Here is a 22,878-nt window from a genome sequence, read left to right on the forward strand (position 1 = left end):
CGTTCTTTGATGGCGTTATATATAAGTGTATATTACGACTTCTGTTCAACTCACCGGAGCTGTCACGTGCAAACGAAAACCTTGAAACGCCTGCTGTTGGCGACGTTGCTGGCCGGCGCATCAAATCTCACCTGCGCGGCAGAAATTACTGTTTCGGCCGCCGCCAGTCTGACCAATGCGTTCAAAGAAATTGCTCAGAATTATCAGGCGCAATATCCGGAAGCTAAAGTCTCCCTGAACTTTGCAGCGTCAGGTGCCTTGTTGCAGCAAATCGCTAAAGGCGCACCGGTCGATGTATTCGCCTCGGCAGATCAGGAAACCATGGATGCTGCAGAAAAACAGGGCTTAGTAATGGCGAATGAGCGTCATGATTTCGTGCGCAATGCCCTCGTTCTGATTGAACCGGCCGACAGTAAAATCGCCATCAAACGACTCGACGATCTGAATCAGGCCAATATTAAACGCATCGCGATTGGCAATCCGGCCAGCGTACCTGTGGGGCGCTATACCATGCAGGCACTGGAAGCGGCGAAACTGTGGCCAGCGCTGGAGAGTAAAACCATCAGCACGCAAAACGTGCGGCAATCACTCGATTATGTTGCCCGCAGCGAGGTCGATGCGGGCTTCGTTTATGCCACCGATGCCGCGATCATGAAAGACAAAGTCAAAGTCGTGCTGGAAATACCGACTGCCACGGTGATCAGTTATCCGGTTGCCCGCATCAAAAATAGTGCTAATGCTGAAGAAGCGAAGCGCTTCATCAACTATCTGCTGTCCGCACCGGGGCAGACGGTGTTGACAAAATACGGATTTAAGAAAGGCTGATCGTCTGGTATGGATGTCGCATGGAACGCGCTGCTGTTGTCGCTGAAAGTTGCCGGTTGGGCGACCGCGCTGAATCTGATTACGGGTATCGCCGTTGGCTATCTGCTGGCGCGCGTTCGCTTTCCCGGGCGCGATCTGCTCGACACCTTGCTGACCTTACCGATGGTGATGCCGCCAACAGTGCTCGGATATTACCTGCTGGTCTTGCTGGGACGCCGCAGCTGGCTTGGCGCATGGCTACAGGATCATCTTGGTATCAGCCTGATCTTTACCTGGCAAGGCGCCGTCATTGCCGCTGCTGTCGTCGCTTTTCCTTTAGTCTTTAAACCGGCACGCGCTGCATTTGAGGCAATTGATGGCCAGCTCGAACAAGCAGCGCGCGTGCTGGGTACTTCTGAAATAGGCATTTTCTTTCGCGTGACCCTGCCACTGGCCTGGCGCGGGATTCTGGCTGGGGTGTTGCTGGCATTCGCCCGGGCATTGGGCGAGTTCGGTGCCACTTTAATGATCGCCGGCAGCATCCCAGGTAAAACACAGACCCTGTCCATCGCCGTGTACGAAGCCGTGCAGGCAGGGCAGGATGATGTTGCCAACACGCTGGTGTTACTGACCTCCGTCGTCTGCATCAGCGTATTACTGCTGGCAGGAAAACTGGCGCCGGGGCGCATCGCCCATCGCTCTTCATAACGGAATGGTCTATGCAGTTTGATCTCCACATTCAGAAAACACTGATCTCAGGCACACGCCGGTTTGAACTCGATATTCAGTTCGCCAGCGATCAGCAGCGCGTCGTCATCCTCGGAGATTCCGGTGCGGGTAAGAGCCTGACACTGAAAGCGATTGCCGGATTACTGACGCCGGATCGCGGCCATATCCGTCTCGGCGAAACGACCTTGTTCGACCATCAGCAGCGCATACATCTGGCGCCGCAAAAGCGGAATATTGCCTATCTGTTTCAGGAATACGCTTTATTCCCACACCTGAACGTGCGCCAGAATATCGGTTTCGGACTGACGCAGGGCTGGCGTAATCCGGACCGGCAACGCAGCAATGAAAAGGTCAATCATTGGTTAGCTGCGCTGGATTTACAAACAGTCGCCGATCAGCTTCCACATGAACTTTCGGGCGGACAAAAACAGCGTACGGCGTTGGCACGGGCATTGGTTGCGGAACCCCGGGCGTTATTGCTGGATGAGCCATTCGCTGCGCTGGATCCATCTTTGCGTATTCTGATGCGCAAAGAACTCGATAGTTTGCAACGGTCATTGCAAGTACCGATGATATTGATCACGCATGATCCGGAAGACGCCCATGTCTTTGGCGATCACGTTGTGCATTTACGTGATGGGAAAATTCGTCATGATGATGCACCGGTCGTACTCAGCCAATGCGTATGAACAATGACGTTCTCACAGCTGACGAAGAAAAGGGCAGCGTGACTTCAGCGCTACGGCTGATACTTCCGACACTGCCAGCTTCTGGCAGATGTTTTTAAGACAGGTGTTTGTATGACGAGCAAAGAGAAAACGATCGCCTTACACGGCTCAGTCTGGATGACGGTGGACGGCGAGAATTTCGGCGGCAAAGGCAGGATTGCCCTGCTGGCGCAAATCGCCGGTTGCGGCTCGATCACACAAGCAGCCAAAGCCATGAAGATGAGCTACAAAGCTGCCTGGGATGCGATCGACAGCATGAATAATCTGGCAGGCGAACCGCTGGTTGAACGACTGACCGGCGGCAAAGGCGGTGGCGGAACCAGGCTCACGCAACGCGGTCAGCAACTGGTCGATAACTTTCACATTATTGAACAGGAACATCGCGATTTTATCCGGCAACTCAGTCAGCAAGCGGATGGCATCGCCGACGATTTTTTACTCATCAAAAAAATGAATATGAAAACCAGCGCCCGCAATCATTATCTGGGCAAAGTCACGCACATCAAACTGGGCGCGGTGAACGACGAAATAGAACTGACGATTGCCGGCGGACAAAAAATTGTCGCTGTCATTACCCATGAAAGTACGGAAGAGCTGGGTTTACAGCCGGGTGCGGAAGCATTTGCGCTGATCAAATCTTCATCCATCATCGTCATGACAGAACATCAGAATACTCGCTTATCGGCGCGCAATCAGTTAAGCGGTATCGTCTCACGCATACAACCGGGTGCCGTGAATACCGAAATTATTATCACGATGGAAGGCGGCAGTACACTGGCTGCCATCATCACCAATGACAGCTGCACCGCACTGGGCTTGCAGATCGGTACAGCTGCCACTGGCATATTCAAAGCCTCCAGCGTGATATTGGGTGTGCCAACCTGAGTTGCGCTTGCCGGTAAGGTAGTATCCGACAGCCATCCAGCAGCGGTATATACTGTGTCTCACTAAAAATGAAATTGATTTTTGAATGCGCCACTGATTTGCCAAGACCAAGTATCACTTGGATCTGCTTCGGTTCTTATTAATGCCTTCAACTGAAATGACAACGGAGCCTCACCACAGATTTTCTGACAGATACGATGACACCGGAAACCCTATGCCAGAAATGTGGATTGTTAGCCGCCTGTACACCTCCAGAGGACGAACCGGGAATATGACCGAATGTCAGCAAAACAGTTTTTTGGCATGGCTGCTCATGCTGACGATGCTGCTGACGGCACAGCATGCGTCTGCGGCGGGGAATACGTTGGCCGGAAAAACCGTCTTTGCCTCGCGCTGCGCGTCCTGCCACCAGATCGGCGCATCCGCACACGGCGGCTTTGCGCCGCAACTGAACGGCGTGATCGGCAGAGCAGCGGGATCAACAACGGACTTTAAATATTCGCCCGCAATGAAAAATGCAAAGCTGGTGTGGACAGAAAAAAATCTGCGCGCCTTTCTGCAAGCGCCGGATAGCGTCGTGCCGGGCACAAAAATGCGCTTTTATGGCATGAGCGATGAGCAGAAAATCGCCGATATTCTGGCGTATTTACGCAGTTTTCCATAAGAAGTCTGCTGTCAGTAAAAATGCTGCTGGCGAGGGATTATTGCTGCGAACTGCCTAGGCGGCATCAGCAAAGCTGGCCGGTAAAATCAGGCTGTAGAAGCACGTGATTTTTCGCAGAAATCATCAAAAAAAGGGGAGTATCCGCTGAAATACGTGGAATGTCCTTATAAACAAAGGCGGTCGGAATATACCCCCGGGAGTATATTCCGACCACCTGAAGCCATTCCGGAATGCCCGGGCACAATACCTACGCTAAAACCGCCACAGACATCGTTCGCCAGCCACCGGACAATTAATCGTTGTGCTGTCCCCTGCCGTGCCCATTGTCGCGACCACGACCATTGCCGGGTCCATAGTCATTATCTCTGCCGCGACCGTGTTCGCGATTATCTCTGTCATCACGACCATCGTAACCACGGTTTGGTCCGTTGTTATAGTCGCGATGCGGCTCACGATATTGACCGTCACGGTAGCGCGGCACCACCTGGGTGTTGTACCAGGTCTCGGTCACAAAATACACCGGACGGCCACAGGCGTCATAACGGGAACAATGTTTGTCCCAGTGCTTACGATGGCCCGGAGGTACGATCAGATACAGCGGCGGCTGCGGTGCCGGGCTGCGATACACGATACGGGGTTCGCGATAAATTAATTGCGGCTGCGGGAAGTTACCGATATCCAGTTGCCCATAAAAACCGGGTTGACCGAATTGCACCGATAAATTGACGTTTTGTGCTGATGCAGCCCCGGCACTCAGCAATGAGGAGGTAAGCGCCGCGAGTAAAATCAATTTTTTCATATAAGCCCTTTCATTTGTCTCTGCTGCTGACAACAATGTGCATGGCAACAAGTTGAGCGTCGCAATCCTGTTCTGATCTGACTGGCCGCAGGTATCTGTATCCGCTATAACGTTCCGTCAGGGAAAAAGGTTTACAGCATTTTGTTGATGTGCGACATGGCAGCCGATCAGGATACGCAATACCTTACACCCTTTCCCCATGAATCCGACTCTCCTCCTATGAAGATCATTGTTCTGTTTCCTACTCAAACCGAAGCCAGCCTGTTTCAGCGTGATGACGTGATCAGTATTGTTTCCGGCGTCGGCCTGACGGCAACCACGTATGCGACCGTCAAAGCGATACATGAGCACCGCCCTGACATGCTGATTCTGTCCGGCATTGCCGGCGTATTCCCTCATTCACGTTTCAAGATCGGTGATGTTGTGCTGGTAGAGAGTGAAGTCGAGGCCGATCTTGGCTTTTTCACACCGACAGGCTTTGTGCACATGGCACATCTGCCCATAGAGATGGAATTTGAACGCCGTCACACCTTGCACTGCGAACACATCCCCGCCGGACAACCCTTTCCTCTGGCGCACGGCATTTCCGTGAATGCAGCCATGGCACCGTTTATCGATAACAGCCAATGTGATATCGAAAACATGGAAGGTGCTGCTTTTTTCCATATCTGCCAACTGGAAAAGCAAAAATTTCTGGAACTCCGGTCAGTATCGAATTACGTTAAAATCGGCGATGATCAATGGGATATGCTCGGTTCAGTACAAGCGATGACCGCGGGCTTGCATCAATTGATCAATCATTTGCAGCAACACCGATAAGGCACTTTCCTGACCGCAGACATGATGCCGGGAAGTGCAGATTTCCGGCACACTTACCCTGAAAGGAATCATCCGATGAGGTCTTTACCTGTCATGGAATTTGCTCACAGGATTATGTGGTCAGCACTCTCTGCCTGGGTCGCATGGAGCGCCATCATTGCGATTGCAGCCCCATATCGTCCCGAGGGATTGCTGCTGATGCTGTTCATGTTCTCACTGGTGCTGGTCTACCTGACTTGCATATGGGCTGTCATCCCGCTGATTTCCCGTCAGTTATGGTTGCTCTGGAAAATCATCGCACTGACCTTTGTCGCGCTGCTGCCATTCACGCTGATCGTGGTGTTCGGACACTTTATCGGTCTTAACGTCAGAAACTGGTTCAGCTGAATGATCTCTGCAGCAGCCGAGGCATCTGACCAGGTCTTGTGTTCAGGAGCCTGCTGCACGTGATGGTGCAATCCTGCCATCAATCAGCTCTATCGTACGATCACAACGTTCTGCCAACTCCATATTGTGCGTCACCATCAGAAACGTGGTGTGTTGATCGGCATTCACTTTACGCATCAGCTCAAAAATAGCGTCAGTGGATTTGGTGTCGAGATTACCGGTCGGCTCATCTGCGAGTATCAACGGCGGATTCAGTGCCAGCGCCCGCGCGATCGCCACCCTTTGTTGCTGGCCACCCGACATATTTCCCACCAGACTATCCTGCCATTGCCTCAAGCCCACTTCAGCTAACAAATGCTGTGCCCGTTTGCGCATACGATCATCCGGACGACCATTCTGCATCAGCATAGGCATCATCACGTTTTCTGTCGCGCTGAACGCAGTGAGCAGATAATGCGACTGAAAAACAAAGCCGATAGCCTGCCCGCGTAACTGCGTCAGCCGCGCCTCATCCAGATTGCCGGTATCCTGCCCGGTCATGATCAGTTGCCCGCCACTGGGACGATCCAGTAAACCTATGATGTTGAGCAAGGTGCTTTTACCTGAACCTGAAGGTCCGATCAACGCGGCAAACTCGCCCTGCTGCAGGTGTAAATCGATATCAAACAACACCTGCGTTTCTGCCGGTGTGCCGACAGCATACGATTTACAAACTTGTTTAAGAAGGAGGACAGTATCAGCCACGGATCGCCACCACAGGATCAAGTCGCGCGGCACGCACCGCCGGGGTCGCCGCAGCAAGCACACCGGCCAGCATCGCCAGCAACGCGCTCCAGACAAAGAACTGCCAATCGACATTAATCACAAACATGGGCGTGCCATCTGGATTTCTGGCAACGATTTTCCACATCGCCAGTAAGCCAACCGCCATCATAGAGCCGATCACAGATCCCGCTAAACCAACCAGCGCACCTTGTATCAGGAATATCCGCCGCACCTGCCCGCGGCTGCCGCCCATCGCCCGCAGGATGCCTATGTCTTTTTGCCGCTGCACAACCGACACCACCAGCACACTGGCGATCCCCGCTGCCACCGACAGCGCAACGAAAAGACGGATCAATAAACTGGAATAGGTCTGCGCCCGCATCGCCAGAAAAAACTGGCTGTTGGTGGTAATCCAGCTCAGCGCGTTCAGCCCCGTACTGTTGGCAATAGATTGCGCAATATCCTCTGCGCTGTAGGGATCATGCACCGTTAATTCTATGCTCGACACGCCACCGACCATATTCAATAAATTCTGTGCGGTCGACAACAGCACATACACGTTACGCTGATTGGCAGCGCGGCTACCCAGATCGAAAATGCCGACGATATTTAAGATCAGACTGGTGCCTGCTGCTGAATTGAGGCGTAATTTATCACCGAGCCCAACGCCCATGTCTTCCGCGAGTTGCGTGCCTATCATGACGTCGGTGTTCGTCAGGCGAAAAACGCCGGCGGTTATTTTTTCGGAGAGCGGCACGATCTTGTTGTATTGCTCGGGCAAAATGCCGATCACTGATACCGATTGGGTGGCGCTGCCGCGCACCACCAGTGCCGGCCCAGTTGTGGTTGGTGAGACGGTCACAACGTCGTTGCGAGCCTCGACCTGATCGCGGATTTTCTGCCACTGGTCGATGGTATTCACGCGCTGCGACGGTTTTTGTATCGTCGTCACGATCTGCTGTCCCGGTGCGGCAAGCAGTACCGGCGTCGCCTGCTGCTTCGGCCTTTCGAGCGTGATATGCGGCTGCGAACTCAGCACGCGGCGAAACAAATTGGCCTGCAAGCCAGCCAGTAAGGCCGACATAAACACAATTACGCCGACGCCAATGGCCACTCCGAGGATAATGAACAGCGATTGCATGCGCCCCTCGCGCAAAAAGCGGGTGGCGACTATCCACTCAAAAGGAAGCCAGCTATTCATGACTGCGGATTTTTCGTGACGACAGGACGTACCCGCTGCCCCGCCTCTATCGTCATATTTGTCGCTGGCAATACGACGTCATGCTGATCCAGCCCGGAAGTTATTTCCACGCTTTTATCGCCGCGTATGCCTATTGTCACCGGACGCCGGACTGCGCGGCCATCCACCACAGCCATCACCCACGGATGCAGCGTACTCGCATCGCGGATCGCTTCTACATTCAGCGATAAAGCATTCTGACTTCTGGCGACTTCTATCTCCACCGATACTGTCATATCCTGCGTCAGAAACAGCGGTGGTTTTAATACGTTCAATTTGACATTCACTGAGCCCCTCTGCGCGTCAACGCCGGGGTTAATATACGCGACTTGTACCGGAAATTTCTGCCCGGGATAGGCATCAGTCACGCCGAAGGCAGACTGCCCCATACGGATGTAACGCAGATTCTTTTCATCTATCTGCACCACTAACTGGCTGATTCCTGCGGGCGATAACACCATCAGGATTTTGCCCGGCTGCACGATATCGCCACGCTCTACGTCTCTGGCAATCAGGACGCCATCCACCACCGCCGTGATTCTGGTGTGCTCAAGTTTGGCCTGCGCTGCCGCCAGATTCGCTTTCGCCTGCTGTAATCCGGCAACAGCGAGTTGATAATCGCTGCCGTCGGGCTTACTCGATTGCAGCTGGAATTGCGCACTCTTTAACTGACTTCGCGCAACATCGAGCGCACGCTGCGCCTCATCAAGCTGCGCCTTACCGACAAACCCCTGTGCAACCAGCTCGCGGGTGCGCTGATATTGCTTCTCCACGTTAATCAGATTGGCCTGCGCCTGTACCAGCACTTGCTCCGCAGTCGGCTGCGTCAGTTGTTGCAACTGCCTGAGTCTGGCCTCTGCTTGCCGGACATTCGCCTGCGCCAGCTCCAGTGCTGCTATTTCGTCGGCAGCAGCCAGCGCTATCAATACATCTCCCGCTTTGACCGTCTGCCCCTCTTTGACCGGAACGCTGGCAACACGCCCGGTAATCTGCGCACCGATATCCACCCGGGCCGGAGTTGCGACGCGACCACTGGCGACCACGGTTTGTACTAATTCACCGCGCTGTAATGAAAAAACCGTCAGACGAGGGCCAAACAGGGAAGAGGAAAATATCAGTCCGGTCAGTAACAACAATCCTGCCAGAACAAAAACCGGTATCAGCCAACGCTTATTCAGAAACCCGGGCAAGGCCATAAATGACTTTCATGAGTGAGAGTATGTGCCAGACTGGACAACAGCGTCGTTGTACCAGTAATCATTGATTATGATACGCCAGTGTTCGTCCTGCGCTGAAGTACAAATTGATATGCAACAAACTGACCTGATCAAAATCAAAAAGCCCGCAATCAGCGGGCCGTTTTATTCCCGGGTAGTGGTCCCGGTATCGTCTTGCGTTGTTTTTTCAGTGCTGTAACAAGGCGTTGACTTCAGATAAATCTTCTTCTTTCAATGTACCCGCTGCTGACTTCAGACGCAGACCATTCATGATCGTGTCGTAACGTGCTTTCGCCAGATTCTGACGTGTGGTGTACAGCTGTTGCTGCGCATTCAGCACATCGATGTTGATACGGACACCCACCTGATAACCGAGCTTATTTGAATCCAATGCAGACTGACTGGAAATTTCTGCCGCTTCATACGCTTTAACCTGTGCCAGACCGCTGGTCACACCAGTGTAAGCCTGACGCGCGCCTTGCGCTGCGCTGCGACGATTGGTTTCCAGATCGTTGCGGGCTTTTTCCTGCAATGCAACTGCCTCTTTCACTTTACTGTCAACTGCAAACCCGGCAAACAATGGAATGCTCCATTGCACGCCTATGGTTGTCGGTTTCACGACACCGGTGCCGGTAGAAGACGCGCCGCCTGTCGCAGTGCGACCAGTGCTTGCTACCAGATCCAGCGTCGGATAATGTCCGGCACGGTTTCTCTCGATTTCACGTTTGGCGACTTCGACGGCAACTTCGGATGCCACCACATTGAAGTTTTGTTTTTCAGCGGAACTGACCCACTCATTGACCGCTGCTGGCTGTGGCGAATTCAGTTTCACGCCCGCTTTCAGTGTCGCGAGCTCGCCTGTTTCCTTGCCGATGATTTGCTGTAAGGCCGAACGCTTCACCTGCAAATCACTTTGCGCGGCAAACTCTTGCGCCGTTGCCAGGTCGTAACGAGCCTGTGCTTCGTGCGTATCGGTAATAGTTGAAGTACCGACTTCGAAGTTGCGTTTTGCTGATGCCAGTTGTTCTGAAATCGCTACTTTTTGCGCCTGTAATGTCGCCAGCGTATCTTGTGCTGCCAGCACATCGAAATAAGCCTGACCGACACGTACGATCAGATCTTGTTTTGCCTGCGCAAACTGCGCTTCACTGATCATCACAGACAATTTACCTTGCTCGTATTGCTGCCAGTTCGCCCAGCGAAACAAAGGCTGTGACAGCGCCAGTGACCAGGTGTTTGTCAGTGTCGTAAAATTACGGTCAGCATTGGCAATATCGGGCTGTGATTCGACACGTGAACGCGTATCGCTGCCGCTCAGACCTATCGTTGGCAACAAACCTGCGCGCCCCTGAACTGACTTTTCCTGACCAGCAGTTAACGATGAACGAGCACTCGCATATTGTGGATCGTTCGCCAATGCATCCTGATAAATTTGCAGCAAATCAGTCGCATTTGCACTCAGCGACAGAAATGCACTTGCAAGCAGTGCGGCAACAACTGGATTACGCATGAAACACTCCGAATAAAAGTTAGTTAATAGGTCGGCATGGCCGGATCGACTTGCTGTGCCCACGCATGCACACCACCAGTCAGGTTAATCACTTTGCTGAATCCCCGGTGTTCGAGAAAGTGAGCGACTTGCATACTGCGACCACCGTGATGACAAATACAGACTATCGTCGCATCTTCATCCAGTTCATTGAACCGTTGCGGAACAGTCTGCATGGGCATCAACTGTGTGCCCTCGATATGACAAATTTCATACTCTCCGGGTTCCCGTACATCGAGCAAAACCGGAGGTTTTTTATTGCTGTCTGTCAGCCATTGAGCTAATTCTTGAGCGGTGATGTGTTGCATACGTTTTCTATTTCACTACCGGTATCAGAATTTGAATTGCGAAGAAGGTACAGCGCCGGGAGCGGCATTCACGACGGTATCAAACACGCTTCGTGTATTGAACACAGCATCCGCAGAACGGGTGATCAGCTCTGCGTGCATGACTGGCAAGCGACCAACAATCGCCAGCAAACGGCCGCCAACATTCAATTGTTTTTTCAGTGTTTCAGGAATCGATTCCACCGCACCGGCAACCACGATCACATCATAGGAACCTGTATGCTGGCCAGACAATCCGTCTGCCAGCAAAACACTGACATTACGCACGCCATCGGCTGCCAGATTTTTTTCAGCAAGTTCTTTCAGCACCAGCGAAGTTTCCAGCACGGTGACATGGCTGGACACAGAAGCAAGCAAAGCCGCCAGATATCCTGATGCAGCACCGATCAAAAGTACCGATTCCTGCTTCTTCGGATTCACTTCCTGAACAATGCGCGCCTCCAGCTTGGGGCTCATCGCTTTAGAGCCATCCGGTAATGGCAATTCCGTATCAAAGAAAGCCAGCGTTTTCTGATCTTGCGGAAAATAATTTTCCCGCTTCACCACAATCAACATATCTAAAATATCCTTATCCAACACGTTCCAGGGACGTATTTGTTGTTCAATCATGTTGAAACGGGCTTTTTCGATATTCATTTGTTCACTCGATTGCATTAATTAAAGGAACCAGCATTTTATCAAAGCACTGCCTGAATGCGGGTCTGATTCGGGTATTAAGCGCTATTTAATGTCTTTTCTTTACGCCATTTTCTCTTTAACCAGACTCCGAAATCATCCAGATAGGTATAAATCACCGGGACCACCACCAGCGTCAGTAAAGAAGAAGTGATAATGCCGCCTATCACTGCCTGCCCCATGGGGGCACGCTGCTCAGAACCTTCAGACAGTGCAAACGCCAGCGGCACCATGCCAAACACCATCGCCAGCGTCGTCATCAGGATGGGGCGCAAACGTACGTGGGCGGCTTCCAGCAGTGCTTCCATCCGTTCCATGCCGTCGTTGCGCGCCTGATTGGCAAAATCAACCAGCAAAATTGCATTTTTTGTCACCAGCCCCATCAGCATAATGAAGCCGATGATCGAAAACATATTCAGCGTTGAACGGAAAAACATCAGCGCAAGAAATACACCGATCAGAGTCATCGGCAACGCCGACATAATCGCGAGCGGTTGCAAAAAGCTGGCGAACTGCGAAGCCAGAATCATGTAAATAAAAATCACTGCCAGCGCCAGCGCGGACAGCGCGTAGCCAAATGATTCCGCCATGTTTTTGCTGGCGCCACCCATTTTGTAGCGATAACCCGGCTGCCAGGTCATACTGTCTAAAGCTGCTTTTACATCGTTTCCGACTGCTCCGGCGGAACGGCCCACGACGTTCGCCGACAATTCAACTTCACGGTTCAGGTCGCGCCGGTTGATCTGGTTTGCACCAGTCGATGCCGTGATATCGGCCACCTGATGTAGCGGCACCATTTTCGGCGAGGTATCAGGATTCAGTTGTGAACTCGCCAGCATCAGACGTGACAAGTCATCAGGCTTATTTCTGTTTTCCGGAGACAAGCGCACCGAGACATCATAATTTTCATCGTCCGGGCCGCGCCAGGTCGACGCCGCCTCACCAGCCAGCAAGGGTCGCAACGCAGCACCAATCTGCGCCACACCAACGCCGAGGTCCGCACCGGCATCACGCTTGGGCGTGACGGAAATCGTCGGTTTTTCGGCTTTCAGACTGGAGTCAATATCGACGATGCCGGGAATATCGCGTAATTTAGCCTGCACCTTTTCTGATAACTTCGCCAACTCTTTCAGATCCGAGCCTTGCAGACTGAAACGCAGCTGTTTGTTGTCGCCACCCACACCATCTAAAGCACCGATATGCGTTACAGTAATACCGGCCACCTGCGACAAGCGCTGACGCAGAGGAATCGCTATCTGCGACGCGCTGCGGACGCGATCTTTACGCGGTAATAAACGCATAAAAACAGTCACGTAATTTTTCCCTAACGCGGCGCCGGTATTCACTGTGCTGTAAGTATCAACAACTTCGGGAAACTCCTTCAACACACGTTCGACCTGATGAACTTTACTCTCGGTCAGCTCAATCGATGAGCCGACTGGCGTGTAAAACGTCACACCGGTTTCTGAATAATCTGCCTGTGGTACAAACTCGGTACCGATCAGTCCTGTCGCCGGAATAGCGAGACCGGCAAAGAAGGTCAGTGATGCAATCAGCAGGGTCTTGATTCTGTGCTTCAGGGACCAGCGCAATAAATCCTGATACTGCGCTGAAAACCACTGCACACCCCGTTCAAACTGCGCCAGCACACGACCTATTGTTTTTGCATACAGTCCCTTTTTATCACCATGATCGCCGTGTGCATCGGGATCCGGCCAGACCGATGACAACATAGGATCGAGTGTGAAGGATACAAACATAGAGATCAGCACAGCAGCCGTGACGGTAATACCGAACTGATGGAAAAAACGACCGATAATGCCACCCATAAAACCAACCGGCAAAAATACCGCAACGATCGAAAACGTCGTCGCCAAGACCGCCAGACCGATCTCAGCCGTACCTTCGAGCGCAGCAGTATGATGGTCTTTGAACCGCCCATTGACCCGCATACCGGCATGGCGAACGATGTTTTCCCGTACAACGATGGCATCGTCAATCAGTAAGCCCACGCACAACGACAGCGCCATCAGGGTAATCATGTTGATCGTGAATCCGAACATATCCATGAACAGAAACGTACCGATCAGCGCAACCGGTAAAGTTAATCCGGTGATCACTGTGGAACGCCAGGAATTCAGAAACAGAAAGACGATCAGAACGGTTAACAGCGCGCCTTCGATCAGGGTGCGACGGACATTTTCAACACCGACGCGTATCTGCCGTGAGCCATCTTTAATCACTTGCACTTTTACGCCCGGATATAAGGTTTTTAACTGTGGTTCCAGAGCTTTTAATGCGTCAGTCAGTCCGTCAGCGACTTCTATCGTATTTTGCCCCTGGGCTTTCAGGATATCGAGTGCGACAGTACGCTGACCGTTATACAACGCGAGACTCTCCTGCTCTTCCTGACCATCAACGATGGTTGCGACCTGCGACAACAATACGGCCTGACCACCGCGTCGTGTGACGATGATGCGCGCAAAATCCTGAGGATTTTTTATGCGTCCCTGTATCTGTACTACTTTTTCATTGTCGGTCGAGCGTATTGCTCCGGTCGGTAACTCCTGATTTTCATTTCTTACCGCGCTGATCACCTGCTCAACACCAATGTTCAACGCTTCCAGTTCTGCCGGTTTGATATAAATTTTGATCTCACGTTTGACACCGCCAACCAGCGTGACAGAGCCAACACCGCGCACATTCTCCAGACGTTTCTTTACTAACTGATCAGCGATCGTCGTTAATTCACGGAAGTCCCTTTTTTTGACGGTATCATCACCTGTAACTGACACTGAAAAAATAGGTTTATCCGATGGATCATAGCGGGTTACCCGAGGCTCTTTGACTTCCTTACGGAAATTCGATTTCACCAACGCGACTTTTTCACGTACATCCTGTGCCGCCTGCGCCGGATCGATATTTAAATCAAATTCCATGATCACAACCGACGAACCCTCGTATGAGCGTGAAGTCAGGGCGCTGATGCCATTAATGGTATTCACCGCCTCTTCGACTTTACGCGTTACGTCTGATTCTATGGTTTCCGGTGATGCCCCCGGATAGTCGGTCTGGATCACTACTACCGGAAAAGTAATGTCCGGAAACTGATCAACACGCAGACGTTTGTACGAAAACAGGCCCAGCACCACAAATGCCAGCATCATCATGGTTGCCAGCACAGGATTACCAATACTGATACGGGTAAACCACATGGATTACCCCTTCGTCACGGCAAACTTCACCGGTATACCCGAACGCATACTGCCCAGGTTGGTTTTAACAATCTGGCTACCGGCAGTCAGGCCCGACAGCACTTCCACTACGGGGATTCCGTGGTTATCTCCCTGCAAACCGGGTGTAATCATTTTTTGCTGGACGACATTATTTTCTATCGCATAGACGTAAGCTTTACCCGCGTCATACTGCACTGCAGCCGCGGGGATCATCAGCGCCGACTCTTTTTTACTGACCTCCAGCTGCGCCTGCGCAAACATGCCTGCTCGCAGTTGTAAGTCAGTATTAGCGATCTGCACATACGCCATCACTGAGCGAGTGCCACTACTGGTCGCCGGGTTGATACGGAATACCTTAGCTTCGATCTGTGCCGGTATTCCTTCAATTTTTACCTGCACGTTCTGACCGCTACGGATTTTGGCTATGTCGGACGTTGGTACCGCTGCTTCGAGCTCCATGATGCTTAAATCAACGACATCCAGCAATCGGTTGTCAGGCGAGACTTTCTCTCCCGGTTGTACATTGCGACTGCTGATGAGACCGGCGATAGGTGCGCGGATCAACGTATCTGCGAGCGCCTTACGGGTCACGGCAAGCGCACCTCTGGCACTGTCAACATTGGCGACAGCAATCGCGTACTGATTCATCGCATTGTCGTAGGCATTTTTTGAAATGAAATTTTTTGCCAGCAAAGCCTGATTATTATCTCGGGTCTGGCGGGCAATTTCGAGTTGTCCCTGGGCGGCCGCGAGTGCGCCTTCGGCTTGTGTTACACGCGCTTCGTAATCGCTGGTCTCCATGCGAATTAATACCTGTCCGGCACTGACAGACTCGCCCTCGCGTACCAGTACATCACGCACCTCCCCGGCAACTCGGGCTTTGACCGGCGCCTGATTGTATGCCCGTAATGCGCCTGTCAGATTCAGTAACTGACGGATCTCTCCGGGTGCAACAGTAACAACATCTGTGGGTAAAAATTCTAAAACGGCAGCGGTGGGAGTAAGCGGAATTGCTGGCGCAGTCACCGCGCTGCCGGCAGAGTGTTTTTTTGCAATAAACAGCGCAACTGCGACTGCAATGAATAAAACCAATAGCAAGACTTTACGTTGCTTCAACATAGACGCGTCCCTGTGTGCCCGCTGATAACGGGTTCATCCTTTTTTATTTATGATTCTCTGCAAAGCAGCAGAACAGCCTTATTCCTACCGGATCACCAAACTATTCCAAGCCATCCGGATGTAATGCTCCAGATATACGCTGAGCTTTTCCGGCTCAATCTGGCACACACATGATGAGTGCTTCCACATCATCATCATCATGATCACGGGCGCAATCAGCAAGCGCGTATCTATTTCGAGATCCACTTTCCGTATTTCACCGCACTCCATGCCTCGCTCCAGCACACGGACCAGCAGCCTTTCACCGCGAGCGATCACTTCTTCCTGATAAAAGCGTGCAAGCTCGGGAAAATTACCTGCTTCTCCCATCATCAGTTTTGGCAAACCTGATAGCTTGGTTTCGCCTATGCTCTGCCACCAGCTGAGCGTCAGCTGACGAAACAGGCTCTCAGTATTTCCTTCAAATTCATCGATCATTCCCTCGGCTTCGCCGAGCAGAGGAACAATACTTTCACGCACCACCGCTTTAAATAAATCTTCCTTGCTTGAAAAATATAAATACAAGGTTCCCTTGGAGACACCAGCGGCCTTGGCAACATCATCCAGACGGGTCGCCGCAAAACCACGCTCAACAAACAGATGTAAAGCAGCAGCAAGCAGCTCCTTAGGGCGAGCTTCCTTGCGGCGCTCCCACTTAGGCTTAAACGGACATGACATCATAACGATCACTTCTAACTGAATCCTGACAGTGCATGTGCAATCCGGTCACTTATGACCGTAAATTGGCACATGCAGCCTCTGTAAGTGCAAATAACTTACCCGTGAGTCATCAATGTAATCCGCAGTCAGGATAGCGTCAAGCTGCGTTTAGACACACATCATGCAAGAAAGGCTGCAGCAAAACCACGTCAATGCGACAAAATGCAAAAATCTACACTTAAAATGATGAATTCACGGTGTCACCGGTATGTCCTAATCTGACTCCGCATACCCGCAACAGATTCGTTTTAATCATCTTGCAGCAAAACAGACATGAAAAATTATTCTTTCCGCATTCCGGCCTGCACAGGTTCAGGCACCACAGCACATGCCTGGCATCTCATGCAGCAAGCAGATGGCCTGATCTTCTCCTCAATAGTGAAAGCAGACTATGCAATATCGTGAAGCTTGCGGTGCGTGCTGTATCGCACCGTCGATTTCGAGTCCTATTCCCGGCATGCCAAAAGGCAAACCAGCCGGCGTCAGATGTATTCAGCTGGCGGATGATCTGCGATGCCTGATTTTTGGGCAGCCTGAACGTCCGGCATGCTGCTCAGGATTGCAGGCAACGCAAGAGATGTGCGGAACACAGCGCGAACACGCAATGGTATGGCTACATGAGCTGGAAAAAGCGACCGCACCGGCATGAACCGTTCGTGCTCCCTCTTCGTTCGCATGCGCGTCTGCAGGATCAGACTGGTCCGGCGCTAGACAGCATTCTGTGCCTGCACGATGCGGTTACGTCCGCTATTCTTCGCCTGATACAACGCGGCGTCGGCTTCCGCCAATATGCTCTCAGGACTGCCGCGCAGCGGCGCAATGCCACCACTCAGCGCGATCCGGATGACATGACCTTCGCCCGAATTGATGTTGCTGTCCTCGAGTGCTGTACGTAAGCGTTCGGCAACCATCAGGCCGTCTTCGGCAGTCGTGTTCGGCAACAATACCGCGAACTCCTCCCCTCCCAGACGCCCAGCCAGATCCCCTTTACGCATGCTGTTGCCATGCAGGAGATCAGCGAGATGAACCAATACCGCATCACCGGCAGCGTGTCCGTAACTGTCATTCACATGTTTGAAGTGATCAAGGTCGAGCATAATCAGCATCCCACCTTTGCCGCCAGCTGCAATCAAGGCCAGTTCAGCCTGCAGACGCGCCATGAACGCTCGCCGGTTCGCTAATCCTGTCAGTGCATCGGTGGTCGCTAAGTATTCCAGATTCCGTTCGTGGCGACGCCGCTCAGTGATATCGCTGACAATCAGCAAACGACCGATATCATCCGCACCATTTTTTAAAGGAATCAAATTGAGTCTGATCGTGCGGCCATCCGGTAAATTGTATTCGCCATCGACAATCGGATCTTTAATTGCATCCAGAACATCTTCCGCAACCATTTTGCGAAAGCTTTCCTTATCCAGTCCGGTCAGCGCGGCAGGTGACGTCTGCACTGCCAGAAAATCACAGATCATCCGGTTTGCAACAACGATATCGCCATTCTGATTTTGCGCCAGAATACCACCCGGAAAATGCTGTATCACTTCGAACAAATGCGCACGGGTACTGCGCAGTGCTTCCTCTATCCGTCTGCGTTCCGTCGTATCGACCATCGTCCATATCAGATCGCCGTCAGGGTTCTCCGGATCCAGCAAGCTGCCATGCACGGTAAACCAGCGGAACTTTCCACGCACGACAAAGCGTTGATAATCTATCGTGATTCCGCCTTCCTCACGCACCGTGTTGTAATGCCGGGCAAAGGCTTCGAACGATACGTCATCCGGATAAAGCAAGCGTATGCTCAAGCCGGATAATGGCGTTCCATTCTCCGCGAATGTATCGACTGCACGCTGATTAGCAAGGCGGATCACACGCTCCGGCGTCGTTACGAACAACGCGGCAGCAGCATTGTCGAGTAAAGCGCTGCGCAGCTTAGTGTCTGCCATGCGCAGGCTGATATCGGTCTGAGTACCGATGACCTGCTGCCCTTTCCCATTTAATTCCTGTGTTACCTGACCGCGGATCTCAACCCAGCGCCAGTTTCCACGGGATGTACGCATGCGGGTTTCAACATGGAACGGCTCGCTGCGCTCGATATGGCGGTGCAATAGCTGAATCACATTCTGACTATCCTGCGGATGCAGCCGGCGGCACCAGTCATCAAACTGTATGCTGCCGTCTTGCGCCGGATACTCCAGCATTTCATGACAACGTGCATCGAGATGAATCTGACCGCTGCAGAGATCCCAGTTCCATAAACCGTCCTGTACCGCCATCACCGTCAGGCGCAGACGTTCCTCGCTTCTTTGCAGCGCCTCATGTTCTTCGTGCTGCTTAGTCACATCCTGGATATAGCCGTGCCACAAGGTGCAGCCGTCAGGCTCGCGTTCGGGATTCGAACATCCGGACAGCCAGCGTATCTGACCGTTATCTCGGATAAAACGGTATTCGTTAAACCACGGCGTCAGCTTAATCGCAGATTCATCAATGGTGGTACGCAATTGCTGCAGATCATCCGGGTGTACCCGTGCCAGAAGAAACTCAATACCTTTTGCCACTTCTTCGGGAGTCGTATCGTAAATCTCTGCAATATGCGGGCTGGCATAAGGAAAATAACCGCTGCCATCAGGACGCTGACGATATTGATAAACAACACCTGGGACTTGCGCCACCAGTTTAGTCAGGCGTTGTTCCAGTTCCATGCGTGCAGCCTCGATTTCCCGGCGGGCAGAAATATCAATAAAAATGCCGGACAATTTGTGAGCGCGCCCGTTATCATCACGCAGAACAACCCTGCCACGGACACTGATCCAGCGCCATGTGCCATCACCGCTCCGCATCCTGTGCTCATTCTCAATACTGTCACGTTCCCCAGTACGAACCCGTTCCAGCTCGCTACGCACTCCTGGCCAATCATCGGGATGAATCATGCGCCGCAGACCGGCCGTACTATGTTCCAGATTTGTATTCGTAATTCCTAAAATCGACGTGATGCGACTATCTATGTGCATATTGTCGGTATTCAGATCCCAGTCCCAGACGCCAAACTCACCGCCTTGCCGCGCCATGTCGAAACGCTGCATATTCTCCTGTAGCAAAATCTGTTTGCGGTGCACACGCTCGAACAAGTAAATAATCCACAGTACGGCCGACAGAATAACGAAAGTACCGAGTGCATTTCTCCAGCGGCTGTCTGAGATTGCCTCGTTCAGATTGGTCAGCGCGCGATCACTATCGAGCCCGACGCTGACCACCAGCGGATAATCTTTCAGGCGGTTCCAGGCGTAATACCGGTCAACACCATCCATCCTCGTCTTGACATGATATTCACCCTGAGTTTTCTGCGGATTCCGAATAAATTCACGTTCTGGCAAAACCATCTGTGTCATCGCTTTATCCTGCATCACCGAGCGCGCCACATAGCTGCCATCATTGCGCACAACAAACGCGACGTCACTGCCACCGGAAAACACCTCACGGAAATAATTCGAAATGTAATCGGGCGATATCGATAACACCAACACACCGGCAAACTGACCGGCACGCTGAACCGGATAGGAAAACTGCACTGACCACTTGCCGGAAACACGCCCCATCACCGGCCGGCTGATAAATAATTTCGCTGCACCGCCATGTGCGTGCGCCTGAAAATGTTCACGGTCTGCAATCGATACTTTGACATCCTTATCCTGCTGCTCTGCCAGACTGGAATACACAACCTGACCGCTGGCGTTGGCAACAGCAATCTGCAGAATACTGTCAGGCGGAAAAGTCTTGAGTGCAGTTTCCACTGAACGCGAAAAATCCGGCGCTGGGTCTGTCACGAATTTCGTCGCCAGCGTACGCGCCAGGTATTCCAGGGCAGAGATCGATGAGCTGACCTGCGTCACCATCGCCGCCGACATCTGCACCGCCCGCAAACGTGTCTGATATTTATTGTCCTCTAACTCAGATGCCTGATAACGCAGTAACTGTGCCCAATACAGCGCACACAACAATACCGCCAATGCAAACGCACTGAGCGGGCGTAAGAAATTACGATAGTGAGAGAACGTTCTGCCGGTTATCATTTTCGCCATGCTTTCAACTGCCGTTTTTACTTCGGCAATCTGCTATTCCATGCGCGCTGAGCTCAGCGTGCTTATCCGGAACCAGAATAAGCGATCTGCAGATAAAACAAAATAGGGCGAAAACTCTATTCTTATGAAAACTACGGCTACATCAAACCAGTGACACAAAGATTGACATTCTGATGCATCCTTTGCATTGCAAAAAAAATACTCGGGATAACAAATCTGATGACTATAAAAAAACATCGTCAGCGAGTGACGATGTAAAGAATCCCGATAACGGGATACATGGGGAATCTGCGTCGGCTCAGGCGTACACCAAGCCCAAAGGATTACATCAGGCGCATGCGCATGGTGTCGCCATTCAGAAAAAAAAGTGAGACACCATCTTCGTGCGCTTTGACCAGATCAAGCTGCTGCTCGAGCACTGTTGCATAAACTTTTTTACCATCCGCCCGGAAAATCCCGAACCAGCATTTGCTGTTCGAAATCATCTTAGACACAGACCTGGCTGCAAGACATAAATATTCACTACCGCGCACGTTCATGCTGGCACTCAGTATCTGTCCGCGCGCAAATGGCGTAGGCAGATGCGCTGAGATAATCCGCGCACCCTGATGATCAACTTCCATCACCGCACCTTTTGTCGGACGGGATGGTTTCACGACGAATTGATACGGCCCCATATTCGTTGGCACCTTCGCCGCAATTTCTGCGGTTTCCGGAAAATCCTGAAAATAGGTCTCTGAATTTGCTTGCTGCTTCAGAGAAGCGCTGGTTTGTATGCCGGATTTTTGCACGGTGATCTCTCCTCTGCTGGCAATGATCTGCAGACATCTGCATTCCTTTTCCATCGCATCACTCAGCAAGGCAATCACGACAGATGCGCAAAGTATCTTTAAACCACACAAAAACGACAATAATTTTTAATTAAGTATTAAATATCGATACCATGCGTAGCAATATCTGCACGGCATTGATTTCCATATCTAAAACTGGCTCTACATAAGTAAAAAAATACTCCCCCCAGTATCTAAAACAGCCCAGCAAATACGCTGAGGTTAAGCGTATTATTCAAAAATAGGGGGGGAGTATGCATTTTCACTCCGGTTTCCCCGCAGGTGGACGGCAAAAACCGGAATTGAGTCTCCTCCGGCATGTTAAGCTTCGTGCCTGCTAAAACTGCGGCTTCCGCCCGGTTCAGCATCGTCCGCTTCAACATCGATTAAACAAGTGACAAACGCTATGGATTTACTGCTCGCCGTTAAAATTATCATCATGGGCATCGTCGAAGGTCTGACGGAATTTTTGCCTATTTCTTCCACCGGTCATCTGATCCTGACCGGCAGCCTGTTGAATTTCACCGGTGAGACGCAAAAAGTCTTTGAAATCGTGATTCAAGCCGGTGCTATTTTCGCTGTGTGCTGGGAATACCGCGCCAAAATCGCCTCGGTATTGTCCGGTCTGGGAAGTGATCCCAAAGCACGCAAATTCACACTCAATTTGCTGATCGCCTTTTTTCCTGCAGCCATTCTTGGCCTGCTGTTTTCCAAACACATCAAAGCGGTGTTATTTGCCCCGGTGCCAGTCGCGCTCGCCTTCATCGTCGGTGGTCTGATTATTCTGTGGGTAGAACGCAATCAGAAAGGTGCAGACACGCACGATGACAGCCATGCACGGATACAGACCGTTGATGACATGACACCACTCGATGCGCTCAAGATCGGCATCGCGCAGGCGTTTGCGCTGATCCCCGGCACCAGCCGTTCCGGCGCAACCATCATCGGCGGTATGCTGTTCGGCCTGTCGCGCAAAGCAGCAACCGAATTCTCCTTTTTCCTGGCGATACCAACGCTGCTGGGCGCCACGGTGTATTCGCTCTACAAAGCCAGAAATGAATTATCGATGGCAGATTTGCCGATGTTCAGCCTTGGCACTGTGGCGGCGTTTATTTCTGCTTTCTTTTGCGTACGCTGGCTGTTGCGCTACATCAGCTCACACAATTTCAATGTGTTCGCCTGGTATCGCATCGCGTTCGGCATCATGATTCTGATCACCGCATATACTGGCATGATTCAATGGATTGATTAAG

Annotated in this window: 22 protein-coding genes; 10 read left to right on the forward strand and 12 right to left on the reverse strand. The window is 51.9% G+C overall.

Annotated features, from left to right (window positions below; translation table 11 throughout):
• Positions 1-66 precede the first annotated feature (66 nt).
• The 5 genes from modA to ACPAOP_RS00480 all read left to right on the forward strand — a co-directional run bounded on the left by modA (position 67) and on the right by ACPAOP_RS00480 (position 3,810).
• The gene (gene modA, locus ACPAOP_RS00460; RefSeq protein WP_423680894.1) at positions 67-825 is read left to right on the forward strand and encodes a molybdate ABC transporter substrate-binding protein; all 759 of its coding nucleotides are present in this window, start codon (positions 67-69) and stop codon (positions 823-825) included.
• A gap of 9 nt (positions 826-834) precedes the next feature.
• On the forward strand, positions 835-1,512 hold the full coding sequence (gene modB / locus ACPAOP_RS00465) for a molybdate ABC transporter permease subunit (RefSeq protein WP_423708908.1): 678 nt from the start codon (positions 835-837) through the stop codon (positions 1,510-1,512).
• Between the two features lie 11 nt (positions 1,513-1,523).
• Positions 1,524-2,222 (forward strand): sulfate/molybdate ABC transporter ATP-binding protein, encoded by a 699-nt coding sequence (locus tag ACPAOP_RS00470; protein ID WP_423708909.1) that lies wholly within the window; start codon positions 1,524-1,526, stop codon positions 2,220-2,222.
• 111 nt (positions 2,223-2,333) lie between these two features.
• The gene (locus ACPAOP_RS00475) at positions 2,334-3,146 is read left to right on the forward strand and encodes a TOBE domain-containing protein (RefSeq protein WP_423708910.1); all 813 of its coding nucleotides are present in this window, start codon (positions 2,334-2,336) and stop codon (positions 3,144-3,146) included.
• Positions 3,147-3,360: 214 nt separating this feature from the next.
• Positions 3,361-3,810, forward strand: a complete 450-nt coding sequence (locus ACPAOP_RS00480; protein WP_423708911.1) for a c-type cytochrome — start codon at positions 3,361-3,363, stop codon at positions 3,808-3,810.
• Positions 3,811-4,102: 292 nt separating this feature from the next.
• On the opposite strand, the gene ACPAOP_RS00485 is transcribed toward ACPAOP_RS00480, so the two are convergent.
• Complete coding sequence (locus ACPAOP_RS00485; RefSeq protein WP_423708912.1) at positions 4,103-4,609, reverse strand: hypothetical protein; 507 nt, start codon at positions 4,607-4,609, stop codon at positions 4,103-4,105.
• Between the two features lie 219 nt (positions 4,610-4,828).
• Between ACPAOP_RS00485 and ACPAOP_RS00490 the strand changes: the two genes are divergently transcribed.
• Positions 4,829-5,428, forward strand: coding sequence for a hypothetical protein (locus tag ACPAOP_RS00490; protein ID WP_423680888.1), 600 nt, complete (start codon positions 4,829-4,831; stop codon positions 5,426-5,428).
• A gap of 75 nt (positions 5,429-5,503) precedes the next feature.
• Positions 5,504-5,815, forward strand: coding sequence for a hypothetical protein (locus tag ACPAOP_RS00495; protein ID WP_423708913.1), 312 nt, complete (start codon positions 5,504-5,506; stop codon positions 5,813-5,815).
• Between the two features lie 42 nt (positions 5,816-5,857).
• On the opposite strand, the gene ACPAOP_RS00500 is transcribed toward ACPAOP_RS00495, so the two are convergent.
• From ACPAOP_RS00500 to ACPAOP_RS00540, 9 genes are all read right to left on the reverse strand, one after another.
• The gene (locus tag ACPAOP_RS00500) at positions 5,858-6,559 is read right to left on the reverse strand and encodes an ABC transporter ATP-binding protein (protein ID WP_423708914.1); all 702 of its coding nucleotides are present in this window, start codon (positions 6,557-6,559) and stop codon (positions 5,858-5,860) included.
• Entirely contained in the window at positions 6,552-7,781 is a 1,230-nt protein-coding gene (locus tag ACPAOP_RS00505; RefSeq protein WP_190477424.1) for an FtsX-like permease family protein, read from the reverse strand. The genes ACPAOP_RS00500 and ACPAOP_RS00505 overlap by 8 nt, the downstream gene beginning before the upstream one ends.
• Positions 7,778-9,016, reverse strand: coding sequence for an efflux RND transporter periplasmic adaptor subunit (locus ACPAOP_RS00510; RefSeq protein ID WP_423708915.1), 1,239 nt, complete (start codon positions 9,014-9,016; stop codon positions 7,778-7,780). The genes ACPAOP_RS00505 and ACPAOP_RS00510 overlap by 4 nt, the downstream gene beginning before the upstream one ends.
• A 208-nt stretch (positions 9,017-9,224) precedes the next feature.
• Complete coding sequence (locus tag ACPAOP_RS00515) at positions 9,225-10,547, reverse strand: TolC family outer membrane protein (protein WP_423680883.1); 1,323 nt, start codon at positions 10,545-10,547, stop codon at positions 9,225-9,227.
• A gap of 23 nt (positions 10,548-10,570) precedes the next feature.
• Positions 10,571-10,894: a rhodanese-like domain-containing protein gene (locus tag ACPAOP_RS00520; RefSeq protein ID WP_423680882.1), complete on the reverse strand. Its 324-nt coding sequence runs from the start codon at positions 10,892-10,894 to the stop codon at positions 10,571-10,573.
• Positions 10,895-10,918: 24 nt separating this feature from the next.
• A complete protein-coding gene (locus ACPAOP_RS00525) occupies positions 10,919-11,569 on the reverse strand; it encodes a protein-L-isoaspartate O-methyltransferase family protein (RefSeq protein WP_423680880.1) in 651 nt (216 codons plus the stop codon).
• A 77-nt stretch (positions 11,570-11,646) separates the two neighbouring features.
• Positions 11,647-14,823, reverse strand: coding sequence for an efflux RND transporter permease subunit (locus ACPAOP_RS00530; RefSeq protein ID WP_423708916.1), 3,177 nt, complete (start codon positions 14,821-14,823; stop codon positions 11,647-11,649).
• Positions 14,824-14,826: 3 nt separating this feature from the next.
• The gene (locus ACPAOP_RS00535) at positions 14,827-15,963 is read right to left on the reverse strand and encodes an efflux RND transporter periplasmic adaptor subunit (RefSeq protein ID WP_423708917.1); all 1,137 of its coding nucleotides are present in this window, start codon (positions 15,961-15,963) and stop codon (positions 14,827-14,829) included.
• Positions 15,964-16,047: 84 nt separating this feature from the next.
• On the reverse strand, positions 16,048-16,680 hold the full coding sequence (locus ACPAOP_RS00540; RefSeq protein WP_423708918.1) for a TetR/AcrR family transcriptional regulator: 633 nt from the start codon (positions 16,678-16,680) through the stop codon (positions 16,048-16,050).
• 315 nt (positions 16,681-16,995) lie between these two features.
• On the opposite strand from ACPAOP_RS00540, the gene ACPAOP_RS00545 reads away from it, so the two are divergent.
• Both ACPAOP_RS00545 and ACPAOP_RS00550 read left to right on the forward strand, forming a co-directional pair.
• Positions 16,996-17,127 (forward strand): hypothetical protein, encoded by a 132-nt coding sequence (locus ACPAOP_RS00545; protein ID WP_423708919.1) that lies wholly within the window; start codon positions 16,996-16,998, stop codon positions 17,125-17,127.
• Complete coding sequence (locus tag ACPAOP_RS00550; protein WP_423708920.1) at positions 17,114-17,371, forward strand: YkgJ family cysteine cluster protein; 258 nt, start codon at positions 17,114-17,116, stop codon at positions 17,369-17,371. The genes ACPAOP_RS00545 and ACPAOP_RS00550 overlap by 14 nt, the downstream gene beginning before the upstream one ends.
• Positions 17,372-17,429: 58 nt before the next feature.
• Here ACPAOP_RS00550 and ACPAOP_RS00555 read toward each other — a convergent pair whose 3' ends face one another.
• Positions 17,430-20,795, reverse strand: a complete 3,366-nt coding sequence (locus ACPAOP_RS00555; RefSeq protein ID WP_423708921.1) for a PAS domain-containing protein — start codon at positions 20,793-20,795, stop codon at positions 17,430-17,432.
• A 323-nt stretch (positions 20,796-21,118) separates the two neighbouring features.
• Complete coding sequence (locus ACPAOP_RS00560; protein ID WP_423680871.1) at positions 21,119-21,586, reverse strand: hypothetical protein; 468 nt, start codon at positions 21,584-21,586, stop codon at positions 21,119-21,121.
• A gap of 445 nt (positions 21,587-22,031) precedes the next feature.
• Between ACPAOP_RS00560 and ACPAOP_RS00565 the strand changes: the two genes are divergently transcribed.
• Positions 22,032-22,877, forward strand: a complete 846-nt coding sequence (locus ACPAOP_RS00565; RefSeq protein ID WP_423708922.1) for an undecaprenyl-diphosphate phosphatase — start codon at positions 22,032-22,034, stop codon at positions 22,875-22,877.
• Position 22,878 lies beyond the last annotated feature (1 nt).

Source organism: Undibacterium sp. WLX3042, assembly GCF_049544825.1.
In the GTDB taxonomy this organism is placed as follows: domain Bacteria; phylum Pseudomonadota; class Gammaproteobacteria; order Burkholderiales; family Burkholderiaceae_D; genus Undibacterium.